The following is a 16,059-nucleotide window of genomic DNA, read 5'->3' on the forward strand; positions in this document are numbered from 1 at the left end:
GTCTCAAGTTCTTTGTTTTAGCTATGTCTCAAGTTCTTTGTTTCATCTACTTACGAGGCGTTCAAATAAAGTATACGCATGCTTCTTGTTTTCAAAAAATCATTAAATTGAATCAAACGTTTTTTTATAGTACCATATGAAGATATGAGTCTAGTAGAAGAAGGGAATTTAAAATTATGCCTTACAAAATGATTGTTTTAGATTTGGATGATACACTATTATGCGATGATCACACTATTTCTCCGCGCACAAAAGAAGCATTAATGAAGGCGCAAGAATCGGGAGTAAAAGTTGTACTTGCTTCTGGCCGACCAACTTACGGAATGGTTCACATCGCCAAAGAACTGGAGTTAGAAAAGTACGGAAGCTTTATTTTATCGTTTAACGGGGCGAAAATTATTAATTGCTTAACAAATGAAGAGCTATTTAGCAGCACATTATCTCCGAGAACCGTTGCACGTCTCGACGATATTAGCCGCGAAGAAGGAGTTTTAATTCATACGTACGTTGGAGATGAAATTATAACAGAAGTAGAAAATAAATTTACGGATATTGAAAGTGACATTACAGGTCTGCCGATCCGTGTTGTTTCATCTTTTACTGATGCCGTTACAGAACCTGTTGTAAAAGTACTCATGCTTGCAGAACCGGAAATGCTGGTTCACGTTGAAAAGAAACTTCAAAAGCAGCTTCAAGGAGAGCTAAGCGTAATGCGCTCTAAACCATACTTCCTTGAATTCACAGAAGAAGGTGTCACAAAAGGGACAAGCTTACATTTATTAATTCAGCAGCTTGGCATTACACGCGATGAAGTGATTGCTATTGGCGACAGTTATAATGATCTTGCCATGATTGAATTTGCTGGACTTGGCGTAGCAATGGGAAATGCTCCTGAAGATATTAAAGAAAAAGCCAACCACGTAACAGATACAAACATGAACGACGGTGTGGCAAAAGTTGTGGAAGAATTCATCTTAAAACCTGTTAGTGTTTCATAAGACAAAAAAAGCAGCTCGTACGAACCGAGCTGCTTTTTTATTTTGATTTTATACTCCTAAAAGTTTCATAAGAAGCGTAGCTAAAATAACAGTGGAAGCGCCTCCAAGTCTTGTTGCTACTTGAGCAAATGGCATAAGTGACATACGGTTGGAAGCTGATAAAATCGCTACGTCTCCCGTACCTCCTAAACCGCTGTGACAGCCGGTTACAATTGCTGCATCCACCGGATGCATTTTCATCATTTTACCTACAAAATAACCGGTTGCTACCATAGCCATAACAACTGCTGCACATACGACTACATAACCTGGTGTCACAATTTTCACTACATCTTCAAGAGGAATATACAAAATTCCTAGGCCTACCATTAACGGCCATGTCAAGCTCGTAGAAATGAATTTGTACATATGGTAAGCACCTTGCTCCATCTTAGCAGGCATTACTTGTAAACATTTGACTAGCGTTGCCGCTACGATCATTAAAACTGGACCTGGAATTCCTAAAAACTTATGTGCTAAGCCTCCGAAAATAAAGAAACTACATGCAATTAAAAGACCTGCGCCCATTAACGAAAAATCTACTGGTTTCTTGATATTTGTATCTTCTGAGATGCCATCTCCGCCTTTTGTCTTCACAAGAACTCCATTACCTGTTAATTCTGGCTTTTTCTCTCCTAGACGTTTCATTAAGCCAGCACATACGATAGCAACGATGTTTCCAATAACAGCAGCTGGAATCATTTGCGACACAAAAGATTCTGCTGAACTACCTAAAATTTGAGAATAAGCAAGTGAAAGCGGTAAAATACCTTCACCAATTCCTCCTCCAATGATTGGTACAACAATATAGAAAAATGTATGTTTTGCTCCGTAACCAAATAACATCCCAACGGCTACGCCTGCAGCTACAGCGGCTAGCGTACCTAACACAAGCGGTACGAACATACGTGTAAAGCCTTGAATTAAAACTTTACGGTTCATGCCCAGAATACTTCCGGCTACTAAACAAGAAATATAAAGGTATAAAAAGTTTGATGTTTTCATCAAAGTTGTTACCGCTTCCATAGACGCGGGATTTAAAACATTATAAAAAACTAATACGGAAGGTACAAGCAGTGATAAAATAGCTGGTCCGCCAATATCTTTTAAAATCGGAATTTTTAATCCTAAATCACCAAGCAGCATTCCCATTACCATAATAATCGCAAATCCGCCAATCATATCTGGAGGAAGTTCGTTGTAAACGGCCGCGCCATATACAATTAATGCAAGTAAAACGTATAGCGGTAGAGGAATAACTCCTACTTTAATATTGTTGATTCGGTTCCAAAAACCCTTATTTTCAGGCTGTGAATCTTGAGTAAACGTTTCCAATTTACGTGCTGTATTCATCTCATAACCCCCTGTGGTTCTAATATAGAGAATCATACACAAGTTTAAAAAAACTATATACGTTATGTAACTTAAGAATTCTTTTTGTAACTAAAAAAAGCACAGCTTCTGAAAAAAGAAGCTGTGCTTTTTCTATCTAAAAATTAAGCATTTACTGTTTCTAAAGCTTTAATTTCTTTGTATGTTGGTTCCCACATTGCTGCTTTTACTGCCGCTTTTACATCTGTTGGAACTTCTTTTGCAACGCCATCTTTAATTGCTGCGTTAGCAACCGCTAAAGCAACGTTATATGATACTTCACGTAATTCTTCTACGCGTGGTAGTAATGAAGCTCCTGGTTTGCTGCTGTCTACCATTTGAGCTACAGCGTGTGCACATGCTGCGAACATGCTGTCTGTAATAACTTCTGCTTTTACCACGATTGATCCAAGACCAAGACCAGGGAAAACAAAAGCATTATTAGATTGACCAATTTCATATTCCACACCGTCGTAGTTAACTGGTTCAAACGGACTTCCAGTTGCTACAAGTGCTTTTCCTTCTGTCCAATTTAATAGGTTTTCAGGAGTAGCTTCCGCAAGCGGAGTTGGATTTGACATTGGTAAAATAGCTGGGCGTTCTACATGCTTCGCCATTTCTTTTACGATTTCTTCTGAGAATGCGCCCGCTACACCAGACGTACCAATTAAGATTGTTGGCTTAACTTGTCTGACAACTTCTAAAAGAGAAATTTTGTCTTCTTCACGGTTCCAGTCCTTCACTTCTTCTGCTTTTCGTGCATAAGGCGTTTGGAAACCTAATAAGTCGTCCATGTCATCTGTTAAAAGGCCTCGGAAATCGACTGCCCAGAAGTTTTTGTATGCTTCATCTTCTGTGATCCCGTCTAATACCATTGCATCACGTACTTGATCTGCAATACCGATACCTGCTGTACCTGGTCCAAAGATTAAAACACGGTGGTCACGAAGTGGCATTTTAGACACTTGAACTGCTGAGAAAATAGCGGCAAGCGTTACGGCACCTGTGCCTTGAATATCATCATTAAACGTTAGAATTTCTTTTCCGTACTTGTTAATAATATTACGAGCATTTACATTACCGAAATCTTCCCAGTGTAACAGTGCATTAGGGAATATTTCAAGAGATTTTGAAATAAATTGATCTACGAAATGATCATAGCGCTCACCGCGGATACGTTCATGGCGGTTTCCGATATATAAAGGATCATTTAATAATTTTTCATTGTTTGTTCCTACATCAAGAACAACTGGAAGTACTCTGCTTGGATCGATTCCTGCTGCAGCTGTGTACACGGCTAATTTACCGATAGCAATATTAATACCACCAACGCCCCAGTCACCAATTCCTAAAATACTTTCTGAATCTGTAATAACCATTAAATCAATGTCTTCACTATTTGCATCGATATTTTTAAGAGCTTCTTCAATGCCTTCTACATTATCGATTGACAAGTATACGCCACCCGGACGGCGATATTCGTGGCTGTATTCTTGGATTGCTTGTCCAACTGTTGGTGTATAAACAACCGGAAGCATTTCTTTTAAGTGATCTTGCAATAAACGATAAAATAATACAGCATTACGGTTCTGTAAATCGTTTAAATACACATTCTTACCAAGGTTATCTGCCTGAGCTAAAAATTGCTCATATGCACGTTTTGCCTGCTCATCTAAACTTAAAGTCATTGGAGGAAGTAAACCTTCTAATCCTAACGTTTTACGCTCTTCTTTTGTAAAAGCTACTCCTTTGTTTAACACTGGAGCTCCTAAAATTTCTTTCCCACGTAAAGTCGTTTCAATTGTTTCATTATCTGTAAAAAATACGTTGCGCATACGACTATCTTCCTTTCTGTAGACTTGTATGACAAGCATACAAGTTGGTTAGATTTAAGTAATTGATACCTTATATGGATATTACTCATATTATTCAAATGTCCGTTAACTTTTTATGAATAGCTTGCTAATTCATTTGACAATAGTATATTTTATGCCTATCTATTTCTGCTGTCAACTATTTTAGTAGAGCAATTTTTTAGTTATAAAGAGGTAGAAATTTCTGAATTTAATATCTTTTATCAATTTTCTTTTTATATAGGTACTAAGAACCCTCTTTATTCTATTCATCTCTTTTGGAAAGTCAAAATAATCCTTTAATATGGAAAAAATGTTTAATTATAAAAAATTTATTTTGAAATAATTTTAGTTTGCCTATAAAAGAATATTTTTTATTTTTTTGTCTATGCTGATTAGTGAATTACTATGAATATTTCTTCCTTTCTATCTATACATATAAACTACATAGTTCTTTTTTATAATAATGGAGGTTATTATATGTTAAAACCAGATACAGCTATTATTTTTGGATTTCTTATCGAAGAAGCGGCCAGTCGATTAGACGATCAAGAGATTAAAGAAATTGCGGCTAAAGAGCTAGAGAATGGAGAATTGGTGTTTGAAGAAGCCAGTTATTTTTATAAACGCTTTTTTATCCCTGCTTCCTCTGAATTAAGACAAGCTCTTCGCCGAGAGGTCTTATCGCTTCATTTAACATTAAATCAAATTAAAAATGCTTATGGCAACGGATCCATGTCCAAGATTGCTCATATGCATCAAATTATTGCAGAAACTGAAAAATCAACAAACGAACTTAACAGACTTTTAAATCTTGCGTTCTATGAGGGTGAGGACGATCAGACATACGCCTCCTTCATGAATATTTTTTCAAATAAATCATAAAAAAAACCGCCCTTAAGGACGGTTTTTTTTATTGAACACCTTTCATTAAACGCTGAATTTTTGGCGAAATCATTAGTACAATTACACCTAAAATGACCGACACTCCGCCCAATGCAGCAAAATAAACAACTTGCGAAATGTTTTCATAGTATTGAACAAGCTGAGCATTGATTGCCTGCGCCGCTGCGCTTGTTAAGAACCATAAACTCATTGTCTGAGCAGAAAACGCTGCAGGTGCTAGTTTTGTTGTAGTTGATAGCCCTACTGGTGATAAACAAAGCTCTCCAACTACAACTAAGAAGAAGCTTAATACTAGCCATAGCGGGCTCGCTAACGTTTCGTTTCCATGAATACTAGCCGGGATAACCATGACAAGGAAAGAAAGCCCTGCAAATAAAAGTCCTAATGAAAACTTCTTTGGTGTAGAAGGCTGTCTGTTTCCTAATTTCACCCAAAGTGCTGCAAAAACTGGGGCAAATATAATAATAAATAACGGATTTAACGATTGGAACCAGCCAACTGGAATTTTAAAGCCGCCATACGTTAGCTGTGTATGATCTTTTGCATACGTTGCTAAAATTGTTGACCCCTGCTCTTGAATTGCCCAGAACATTACTCCAGAAATAAAAAGAGGGATATAAGCTAATACGCGTGAACGCTCATCAGCTGTTGTCTTGGGACTCTTATACATAACCACAAAGTAAATAATAGGAATAACAATCGCTAAAATACTTACAAATAAAATAACGCCTTCAACTGTTAAAATACCTGCTAAAGAAGTCAGTACAATAAAGATAGCAAGTACAACTACAGCAAGTGCAATAGTACCAAAAACTTTTTTGCGCTCTTCTGGTTTTAAAGGGTTTGGAACTTGTCTGCCTGCACGACCTAAGGTTTTACCTCGTGTAGCCATAAATACAATTAGACCTAAAAGCATTCCTACTGCTGCGATTCCAAAACCTAAGTGATAATTATATTTTTCACCTACTGTTGAAACAACTAGCGGTGCGATAAATGCCCCTGCATTTACACCCATGTAGAAGATACTAAATCCAGCATCTCGACGGTTGTCAGTAGGGCTATACATATCACCTACAACGCTTGAAACGTTTGGTTTTAATAAACCTGTTCCAATGATAATCAGGAACATCGAAATAAACAGCGCCGTTACACCTGCTGGCAACGCAAGCACTAGATGTCCGAGCATAATAAATATACCGCCGTAAAACACCGTATTAGACGTACCTAAAATGCGGTCTGCGATCCAACCGCCAATAATTCCAGACATATAAACAAGAGAACCATAAATAGAAAAGATCGCTAAAGCGGTTCCTTGTTCCATTCCTAATCCACCGTTTGCAATTGTATCGTACATGTACAATACAAGTAGCGCACGCATTCCATAGTATGAAAAACGCTCCCAGAATTCTGTAAAGAACAAGGTAAATAAACCTTTAGGATGTCCGAAGAATCCTTTTTGAGGAACTGTTTCATACACTTTTTCTCTCTCTACCGACATATTCCTTAACCTCTCTTTCAACCGTAAACCACCATAGACAAAACTATCAAAAAATTATGATGATATAAAAAAATAGAAACAAGAAAATTTTATTCTTATAAAATGATTCTGTCAATATCAGAATTTTACAATGAGTGCATAATATACGGTTTTTCATTATAAAATTGCACCTATAAAAAGCTTTAAATCAAGATTTCCTTTCTTAAAATATCTTTTTGAAAATTTTTTTATACAAAACCCTTGATTACAAAGCATCTGATTATCTACTTTTCATACAACCAGATAATATTTTTCTTTTTGGGAAATTTTTCTTTATATTTAAAAAGAAGCTTTATTCTTTTTAAATTATGCTTCCCTCAATCAAAAATATACTTTTTTAAAATAATAAAACCTTCTTTAAAAATGTCTCTTTTGTTATAGTAGATACTCTTTTTTCACCTATGTAATACTTTTAATATAAGTCATCCTCATTTTTTTATGTAAAAAAAGAGATAAAAGGTTTATTTTTCATCTCTTTTTTCGCTGTGCCTACAATTTTACGTATTCACCATTTACCATTTGTCCTTTGTGAAGAGGAAACACACCTTCTTCTTTAGTGTATACAATCGTTCCTCTATTAATGGTAGTTAAAATAACGCTATTAAATACCGTTCCTTCATATATACTGTGCTTATGTTTGAAAACCATTCCTTCTTTTGTCACTTTTTCAGTTTGATCCAGATCAACGATAACCAAATCCGCATCGGCTCCTAGCAAAATGCTTCCTTTTTTGGGATATAAGCCGAATCGTTTAGCTGGATTGGTTGATACAAGCTTTGAAATGTGAGAAAGAGAAATCCCTCTAGTGATCGCTCCTTCACTAATCATTGCCTGCAAAGAGTACTGACCGCCTGATATTCCACCCCAAACTTTAAATAAATCATTCTGATGAGCTGTTTTTAACTCAATCGGGCAAGGAGAATGATCCGAAGAAATCATATCTACTTCTTCTGATTGAATACATGCCCATAATTTTTCTTTTTGACTCCTGCTGCGAAGAGGAGGTGCACACTTAGCCGTTACGCCAATTTCTTCAAAGTCTTCCTCTGTAAAAAGTAAATAATGCGGACAAGTTTCCAGCGTAACGTTCATTCCATTCTTCTTTGCTTCCGTAATAAGCTGCACTGCTTCATAGCTGCTAATGTGTACAAAGTGAAGCGGACATCCCGTTTCTTCACCGTACTCAAGCGCTTGCTTTACTGCGTTTACTTCTGCTACAACCGGTCGCGTTTCTAAATAATCTTTAATAGCCGTTTGCTTTTGCTTCTGTTTAGCCTGTTCAAGCTTTTGTATTAAGTCATTTCTTTCAGCATGCAGGGCAAGCACTTTATTTAGTTTTGCAATCTCTTTCATTCCTTCGTATAATGTGAGGTCATCTGAGAAATCAAATTCAGAACCTGCTTCTGACATAAATGCTTTAAAACCTATTACACCCGAATGAGCCATTTTGGCTAATTCTTCTTTATTACCAGGAACCAACCCTCCCCATAGACCGTAATCTACTACTGACTTTTGATCAGCCAGTTTTTTCTTTTCCCACAGCGCTGCTTCTGTTACGGTAGGAGGAACGCCGTTTAAAGGCATATCAAAATATGTAGTGCAGCCTCCTGCGGCCATAGATGCTGAACCGTAGTCAAACCCTTCCCAATGGTCTCGGCTCGGTTCATCAAAATGCACGTGAATATCAATCATTCCAGGCAGAACATATTTGCCTTTAGCATCTACGTATTTTTTTGCTGGTATGCTAACACCTTGCGCTATTTCTGCAATCTTTCCTTTTTTAACACCTATGTCCGCTTTTACTATTTCGTCTTCTAATACGACCGAACCATCCCGAATAATTAAATCGTACATATTATCAAACTCCCCTTTACTTACTTCATCTTTTTGTTAAACGAAGTAGTCTGCTATTGTTCTATCATGCACTGTTTCCTTTAAAAAGTCTTTATCATTGTAAAGAACCCTGACACACAGACTGATTATTACGTCAGTTAATATAACTGAATTATCCGATTTTTTCATTCGCCATTTTGTCTAAACTTTTCTTTTTCATTTGGTCACTTTCACTAACTGAAAAGAGATGCAGACATAACTAAATCAACGGACGAACAAATTGGATAAATGAAACCTACCTCCACTCTAACCATAAAAAAATCCGAACGAGTTTAATTCTCCATCAAGAATCAAACTCGGTCGGATCTTCCTTCAACTAATTTTGTCACAGTCTCTTTTAACTCTTTTTTACTTTTTGTGACATTGGCAACCTTACTGTAAATGTACTTCCTTTTTCTTGTTCACTTTCTACATCAATTTTGCCTTTATGTGTTTCTACGATCCATTTAGCGATTGCTAGGCCTAGCCCGTGACCTCCCATTTGACGGGATCGGGATTTATCAGCACGATAAAAGCGGTCGAAGATTCGATCCTTTTCGTCGGGATGAATTCCAACCCCTGTATCACGTACTTTTAATGTACATTCACTCCCGTGCTGAACCACTTGAATGTTTACACTTCCATGAGGAGTCGTATATTTAATCGCATTGTCTAACAAGATGTAAATCAGCTGAGTGAGACGCTCTTGATCTCCAGTTACAACTAATTTTTCAGGCGTATCCAGCTGCAAATCAATATGTTTAGAAATCGCTAGAGTTTCAACCGATTCCATTACCTTTTGTACCGCATCTGTAATATCAAATGGCATCATTGCTTTTTCTACTTTATTAGAGTCTGAGCGTGCAAGCGTAAGTAAATCACTGACGAGACTCGTCATCCGCTTCACTTCAGCTTTCATATTATTAATTAATTTTTTAGAGAAGGGATCTTCTGTTACTTCCTCCTGCATTTCTAAAGCGTTGATAGAAGAAAGCATAACGCTAAGCGGTGTCCTTAGCTCATGGGATGCATCCGCCACAAATTCTTTTTGCTTTTGGAAAGCTGTTTCAATTGGGACCATGGCACGTTTTGACATTAAGCGGCTGATATAAATGGCTACTCCTACAAACAGTACCGTAAGGCTCAGCATAATAATGAGGAGCCACTTTAACAGCTGATAAAGAAACGAAACGTCTTTTCCAATATAAAGCATCCCTAAAAATTGGCCTTTATAAAAAATAGGTTCCCCCGCCATCATTAAATCAATGTCTATTTTGCCTTCCCCGTTTTGCCCTTTTACTCCTTCGATGTGCTCAAAACTAGGACGCGGGGCTTTTATTCGTTCTTTTCGCACTTCGTTTTCAATAGGGATCCATCCATCAATTAAATCTAACAAGTTAGAGCGAAGACGCTCACTCGCTTCGTTGCCCATAATAAGGTCCCCTTCAGGACTGATGACATAATAAAAAAACTGGTCTTCACCGGCTACGACAATGTTTTTATACTCTTCTTTCGACTGTTGATTCGAACTGTTTACCGCTTGTTTAATTAAGATGCTTTGGACAATTCGAGACTCTTGTTTTAACATGCTATTTAAGTTTTGCTGCTGACTATTGGATACAACCACATACACCAATGCATAAACAATAAATACGAATAAAAGCAGAAACAGCATTAGCAATGCGCTGTATCGGAATGTTAAACGATTTTGCGTCTGGCTGAATAAATCTTGCTTTACTTTTTGTTTTACTTTCTGTTTAGCCCTCGTAAGAAGTTTAGCTTTCAATTTTGTAGCCTACTCCGCGAATGCTTTGAATAAGATCTTGTTTGTTAAATTTCTCTAGTTTTTTTCGCAAAAGTTTAACCGTCGCATCAATCGTTTTAATCGAAACATCTGATTCATATCCCCATACCCTGTCTAAAATAATATCTCGGGAAAGAACTTGTCCTTTGTTTTTTACTAAAAAATCTAGCAGTTGAAATTCACGAGGACTTAATTGAATAAACTCCTCGTCAAACTGCACGGTTTGACTTGCTCTTTTTAATATCATGCTGGCAATCTCTACTTCTTCTTCTAAAATTGGTGCATAATTACGACGAGCCAAAGCGCGAAGCCTTGCAAGCAGCTCGTCAATTTCAAATGGCTTAATAACGTAATCATCCGCTCCCGCATCTAAGCCTTGTATACGATCTTGAACCGCATCTTTTGCTGTTAACATAAGAATGGCCCCGGCGTACCCTTCTTTTCTTAGACGTTTACATACATCGATTCCGTCTCCATTGGGCATCATCCAGTCAAGAATTAACACATCATAATGTGCTTCAGATGCATAGTCATATGCATCATTCCCTTCCGTCACCCATTCGACGTTATAGCCTCCTTTTTTCTTCAGCATATAACTAACTAATTCACCTAGCTGCAAATCATCTTCTGCTAGCAGTACGTTCATTCTGCGTAACTCCTTCCTTCGTTTGATACATTTCCCTGCATCCTTTTGTTTACTTTATTATACAAAAAGAATCAGCAGAAACAAGCTGCCTCTACTGATCTCTTTTCATTTTAATTTTCCCTACCTGTATTAAGAACGAGAGCAAACTGCTGTTCAGCCGTTCGCGTCTTTTGTACTTTTATGAATGACTAACGATTTGATTTGAATATGAAGGATTTGATCCATTAACAGTTTCTGTGACCTTTACAACACGCCGGCATATTTCAGCTCGTACACCTCTGTGCTTCAATTGTTCGACGATTTTTTCTAATTTGCTATAAGACGCTGTTTGTTTCATATCCATCCCCTCATTTCGTTAAGGTATTATTTATGAATCAAGTTTGTTTGTAATATCATACTTTTTCTTTAGCTTTTGTAACCATGTTGGATACTCTGTTTGGTATTTTTGATCAAGCAGCGTTTGCTTGATTTTTGCTTTGCTGTTTTCATATGTTGCTTTTTGCGCTTCTTTTTTGCCTGTTACTTTAATAATATGGTAACCGTATTCTGTTTTAACAGGATCACTTACTTCATTTACCTTCATTGAAAATGCTTTGTTGGCAAAAGCTTCGACCATATCGCCTTTTTTGAAGTATCCAAGGTTTCCGCCATCTGATTTAGAAGCTGTATCCGTTGAATATTCTTTTGCTAGCTTTGCAAAATCTTCTCCTTTATCAAGCTTTGCCTTTACTTCTTTTGCTGTTTTTTCGTCTGCTACTAAGATATGACTAGCTTTTACCTGTGCTTCTGTAGCTAGTGAATCTTTATTTTGATTAAAGTACGATTTCATTTCACTATCTTTAATATTAATAGTCGACTCGACCATTTTTTTTGCTTCAATATTCGTCTTTAAATCTTTTTTCAGCTCTGACAATTTTACACCGCTAGATGCTAATGCTTGATTTAGTGCATCTTCTCCACCGTACTGACTTTTAAGGTTTTCTAATTCAGCATTAATTTCTTTATCGGTTACTTTAATATTTTGTTTAGCTGCTTCTTTTGAAATGACTTTTTGTTCGATTAGTGAATCAAGGACGCTTGATCCTCCTTGAGCAAGAAGAGCATCATACAGCTGATCTTTTGTGATTTTTTCATCACCAACGGTAGCAACTACCTTTGATTTATTCATTGCTACGGCACCAATAGCTACTGCAGCAATAATGACAACGGCTGCGATAATCATAATTATTTTGTTTTTAGACATCATTAAACTCCTTTTCCATTTCTCACTACTTACCTAAACTTAAACTTTTGCGCGTTGGTAACGGTTTAAGCTCAATTAAAGGCCTTGCAATCGTAGATACGTATTTACTCGACAACAGCCACGCCACTCCACAAGCTCCAATCAAAAGAATGCTGTATCCTTGTACACTTTCTATCCAGTCTCCAAAAGAAGATAAGCGAATATATTTAATCAGAAATCCATGTAGCAAATACACATAAAAGGTTTGAGCACCTCGAGATGTAAAAGACATCGTCTGTGTAGGGATCAAAGCTAAAAAGGAAACCGTCATTGCTAAGCTGATGCTATAAAATAGTGTACGAATGATCATTCCCTCTACTTGATTTACACCTAAGGAGGCATAGGATTTTGAACCAAATAGCCACTCCTTCTCAAAATCCGGTGCTACGTACTGGATCCACAGAGCAATAATGAGCAATGTGCCTCCAGCTATTTTCTTACAAGAAACAGACGTCAACTTTTTAAAATGTTCTTTTTTCATATAAAACCCTGCTAAGAAGAAGGGGAAGAATACAAATGTTCTAGAAAGACTTAACGTTGTTTCTAGCGGTTCACATAAGCCAATCATAATTCCTAAAACTGCCGCGACGGCTAAAGGATATTTGATCTTTGTAAAAATGAACAGCATCGCATTCCAACAAAATAAACTTAGTAAAAACCACAGTGACCAAGCTGGCTGAAATACTGAAACTTCAAATGACGATTCATCATACAGTTTATAATCATATACCGCATAGATAAGTTGAAAGATAATATAAGGAAGTAATACTTTCTTCGCCATCTTCCACATATATCCTTTCTTTCGGTATCCCTTTGCAAAATATCCGCTTATTAAAATAAACGCTGGCATATGAAAAGTATAAATAAATATGTAGAGTGTTCGTAACCACTGTTCATCATTAATGAAGGGAGTTAACAAATGGCCAAACACTACCAGTACAATTAAGATAAATTTCACGTTATCAAAATACGCATCCCGCTTAGCCATTTGACTTCCTCCTTTCTTTTACGTTCTATGGATTTGTACGACGTGCTGCTGCGAATATCTTTTCTTTACATCCCTTACTATACATAGTGAAAATGAAAAAACAGTGAAAACTTTTCTTTTTTCTATTTTTAAATAAGGCGCCGCTAAATAAGTTTGACAAATGGCGCCTCTTTCTCTACTATATAGATACGCACCCTATCCAATTCAATTTCGCTTGTTGCGGGACACTTAACCAGTACGGATGGATAGGGTGTTTTTGTATGCAAAAAAAAGCAGAAGACCTAGGTCTTCTGCTTTTTATTTTGCTATAGGCTGACTGTCATCTTTTCCGTTTTCTTTTTTACTTTTTAAATAATAAAACAGATAACACAGAAGGACAAATGGGATACCGCAGTATAATGCGATACGCTGACTCTTATCAAAAGCAAGTCCTACACAAGCAGCAAAGCATAAAACGAATGCTAAGATAGGAACGAGAGGATATAAAGGAGCTTTGTAAACAAGCTTTGATACATCATTTCCTTCTTTAATATAGCGTCTTCTGAACATAAAATGAGAAGCTGCAATAGCCATCCATACAGCTACCACCGCAAATCCAGAAATAGAAACTAATACTAAGTAAACAGTAGTTGGTGCAACCACGCTTGACAGCAAGGACAGACAAGCCACTCCCATGCTGATAAGCAACGAATTAAATGGAACTCCTTTAGACGTTACTTTCCCTAACCAGCTGCTAACCATTTTTTGATCGGATAATGACCAGAGCATTCTCGAGCATGCATATAAGCCTGCATTAGCGTTTGATAGTAAAGCTGTTAAAATAACCAAGTTCATAATATCTGCTGCATAAGGAATACCTATTTGATCAAACACCGTCACAAAAGGACTTTCTAACACTCCTGCTTGTTTCCATGAGATCAACCCAGATAGTACAAACATGGCGCCGATAAAGAAGAAGAATGTACGCCAAATGATATTTTTAATGGCTCGAGGTATGTTCTTTTCTGGATCTTCTGTTTCTCCCGCCGTAATACCAATTAATTCTGTTCCTGAAAAAGCAAAACTTACGGAAACCATCGTAATTAATACAGGCATAAGTCCATTTGGAAATAAACCGCCCTCTCCTGTAAAATGAGAAAGCATCGGCGCTTTTTCATGACCGCTAAGGGGAATGAATCCAAACATCGCTGCTGCGCCTAAAATAATAAATACAATAATCGTTAATACTTTAATACTTGAAAACCAAAATTCTGTTTCGCCGAAAAAACGTACAGATGTTGCATTTAAACCAAATAATAAAAGAGCAAACAGCGCGCTCCATATCCAAACCGAAACGTCAGGAAACCATCTTTGCATAAGCAGCCCAGACGCTGTAAACTCCGAACCGACAGATACTACCCAAGTCAGCCAGTAAAGCCAGCCCACCGCAAAACCAGTTCCCGGCCCTATAAACTTTGTAGCGTATACTTGAAATGATCCTGACACAGGCATTGCTACGCTTAGTTCCCCTAGACATATCATGACTAAATACATAATTAATCCACCGATTAAATAAGCAAGGAGCGTTCCCCCAGGACCTGCTGCATTAATTGTATAGCCAGAATTAAGAAACAACCCCGTACCGATAACACCGCCAAGGGAAATCATAAATAAATGACGGCTTTTCATTTTTCTTTGTAACTGATTCATAGATGTTGTATTCTCACCCATTATGTACCTCCTTTTTTATAGTAAACCCATCCAAAAACTTGGTTTTTTTACATATTCTCTATAGTCTCTTCTCTTCAGGAATAGGCTCTATTTCTTCGATATGTACGAATTTTGTATATTGTATACAATATACACTTCTTAAATCTTTTTACGATTATATCATTTTTCAGATTTTTTACAACAATGAATAGTAAAAAATATTTCAATAATTCTATTTTTTTATATTCTAACTAAGATTAAATGAAGTGATATGATATGATTATTTTTACACCTGTACGTTCTTTCTTGCTATTTTTATACTCTTTCATCACCATGACATGAAGAGAAAGAACAGCTGATGCGATATTTATTTTAGGGGGAAACAATGAACAAGGGGCCTATGATTTATCATTCATTAAAAGATCATGTATATAACTACATAGCAAGTCAAATTCAAGAAGGTACACTGCTGCCTAACGACAAAATAAATGAAGCCAGTATTTGTTCTCAGCTGAATGTCAGCCGAACGCCTGTAAGAGAAGCGCTTATTAAATTAGCTTCAGACAACCTATTAGAATACAGACCGCGCAGAGGGTTTACTGTAAAGGAAATTGATACACACAAAAAACTAGAAGTGTTTGAAATCGTCGGTGCTTTAGATGGTCTGGCAGCTGCCTTGTCGATTGATCACTTAACTGAAGAAGATTTTACGAAGATGGATGAGCTTATTAAAAAAATCGATGTTTCGATTGAATCAGAAAATTATCAGGATTATCAAAAATATCAAACGTATTTTCATCGAGTATATTTGAACCGATGCGATAATGTGACCTTAAAAGAACAGCTTATGTCTTTACAAGACGGATTCATCAGACAAACGTACTTTAGCGATGACACCAAAGAGCTATACGCCATTTTACGCGTAATGAATGAACATCACCGCCATATTCTAAAACTTCTGCAGCAGAAAAAAAAGGCCGATGTTCAGCTTTACCTTCAAAATGTTCACTGGAAAATCGAATACCCAGAAATGATTTGATCAAAAAGAACTCGAGACATGACTAAATCAATTCG

The 16,059-nt window shown here is 36.9% G+C and carries 13 protein-coding genes; 3 read left to right on the plus strand and 10 right to left on the minus strand.

The genetic code is table 11. The features are described 5' to 3' along the window. The first annotated feature begins 176 nt into the window (after positions 1 to 176). The gene (locus AC1VNJ_RS17325; RefSeq protein ID WP_013082899.1) at positions 177 to 998 is read left to right on the plus strand and encodes a Cof-type HAD-IIB family hydrolase; all 822 of its coding nucleotides are present in this window, start codon (positions 177 to 179) and stop codon (positions 996 to 998) included. Between the two features lie 48 nt (positions 999 to 1,046). On the opposite strand, the gene AC1VNJ_RS17330 is transcribed toward AC1VNJ_RS17325, so the two are convergent. Then, positions 1,047 to 2,390, minus strand: a complete 1,344-nt coding sequence (locus tag AC1VNJ_RS17330) for a 2-hydroxycarboxylate transporter family protein (RefSeq protein WP_028413595.1) — start codon at positions 2,388 to 2,390, stop codon at positions 1,047 to 1,049. Positions 2,391 to 2,533: 143 nt separating this feature from the next. Next, a complete protein-coding gene (locus AC1VNJ_RS17335; protein ID WP_482641114.1) occupies positions 2,534 to 4,243 on the minus strand; it encodes an NAD-dependent malic enzyme in 1,710 nt (569 codons plus the stop codon). 498 nt (positions 4,244 to 4,741) lie between these two features. Between AC1VNJ_RS17335 and AC1VNJ_RS17340 the strand changes: the two genes are divergently transcribed. Continuing rightward, a complete protein-coding gene (locus AC1VNJ_RS17340; RefSeq protein ID WP_028413597.1) occupies positions 4,742 to 5,146 on the plus strand; it encodes a hypothetical protein in 405 nt (134 codons plus the stop codon). Between the two features lie 28 nt (positions 5,147 to 5,174). Here the strand turns inward: AC1VNJ_RS17340 and AC1VNJ_RS17345 are convergent, their stop codons facing one another. The 8 genes from AC1VNJ_RS17345 to AC1VNJ_RS17380 form a co-directional block, all read right to left on the minus strand. After that, the gene (locus AC1VNJ_RS17345) at positions 5,175 to 6,665 is read right to left on the minus strand and encodes a peptide MFS transporter (protein ID WP_221814937.1); all 1,491 of its coding nucleotides are present in this window, start codon (positions 6,663 to 6,665) and stop codon (positions 5,175 to 5,177) included. A gap of 528 nt (positions 6,666 to 7,193) precedes the next feature. Beyond that, positions 7,194 to 8,558 (minus strand): allantoinase, encoded by a 1,365-nt coding sequence (locus AC1VNJ_RS17350; RefSeq protein WP_063247284.1) that lies wholly within the window; start codon positions 8,556 to 8,558, stop codon positions 7,194 to 7,196. Positions 8,559 to 8,934: 376 nt separating this feature from the next. Beyond that, positions 8,935 to 10,362 carry a sensor histidine kinase gene (locus tag AC1VNJ_RS17355; protein ID WP_028413600.1) on the minus strand — a complete coding sequence of 476 codons (1,428 nt, stop codon included), beginning with the start codon at positions 10,360 to 10,362 and terminating at the stop codon, positions 8,935 to 8,937. Then, a complete protein-coding gene (locus AC1VNJ_RS17360; protein ID WP_028413601.1) occupies positions 10,352 to 11,026 on the minus strand; it encodes a response regulator transcription factor in 675 nt (224 codons plus the stop codon). The genes AC1VNJ_RS17355 and AC1VNJ_RS17360 overlap by 11 nt, the downstream gene beginning before the upstream one ends. A 178-nt stretch (positions 11,027 to 11,204) precedes the next feature. Then, positions 11,205 to 11,363 (minus strand): hypothetical protein, encoded by a 159-nt coding sequence (locus tag AC1VNJ_RS17365; RefSeq protein WP_155017217.1) that lies wholly within the window; start codon positions 11,361 to 11,363, stop codon positions 11,205 to 11,207. 30 nt (positions 11,364 to 11,393) lie between these two features. Beyond that, the gene (locus tag AC1VNJ_RS17370) at positions 11,394 to 12,269 is read right to left on the minus strand and encodes a peptidylprolyl isomerase (RefSeq protein WP_033578796.1); all 876 of its coding nucleotides are present in this window, start codon (positions 12,267 to 12,269) and stop codon (positions 11,394 to 11,396) included. Between the two features lie 25 nt (positions 12,270 to 12,294). Beyond that, entirely contained in the window at positions 12,295 to 13,296 is a 1,002-nt protein-coding gene (locus AC1VNJ_RS17375) for an acyltransferase family protein (protein WP_033578795.1), read from the minus strand. 297 nt (positions 13,297 to 13,593) lie between these two features. Continuing rightward, positions 13,594 to 15,006: an amino acid permease gene (locus AC1VNJ_RS17380; protein WP_033578794.1), complete on the minus strand. Its 1,413-nt coding sequence runs from the start codon at positions 15,004 to 15,006 to the stop codon at positions 13,594 to 13,596. Positions 15,007 to 15,370: 364 nt separating this feature from the next. On the opposite strand from AC1VNJ_RS17380, the gene AC1VNJ_RS17385 reads away from it, so the two are divergent. Further along, a complete protein-coding gene (locus AC1VNJ_RS17385) occupies positions 15,371 to 16,024 on the plus strand; it encodes a GntR family transcriptional regulator (protein ID WP_033578793.1) in 654 nt (217 codons plus the stop codon). Positions 16,025 to 16,059: the final 35 nt, after the last annotated feature.

It is taken from the genome of Priestia sp. 3CA3, assembly GCF_056836725.1.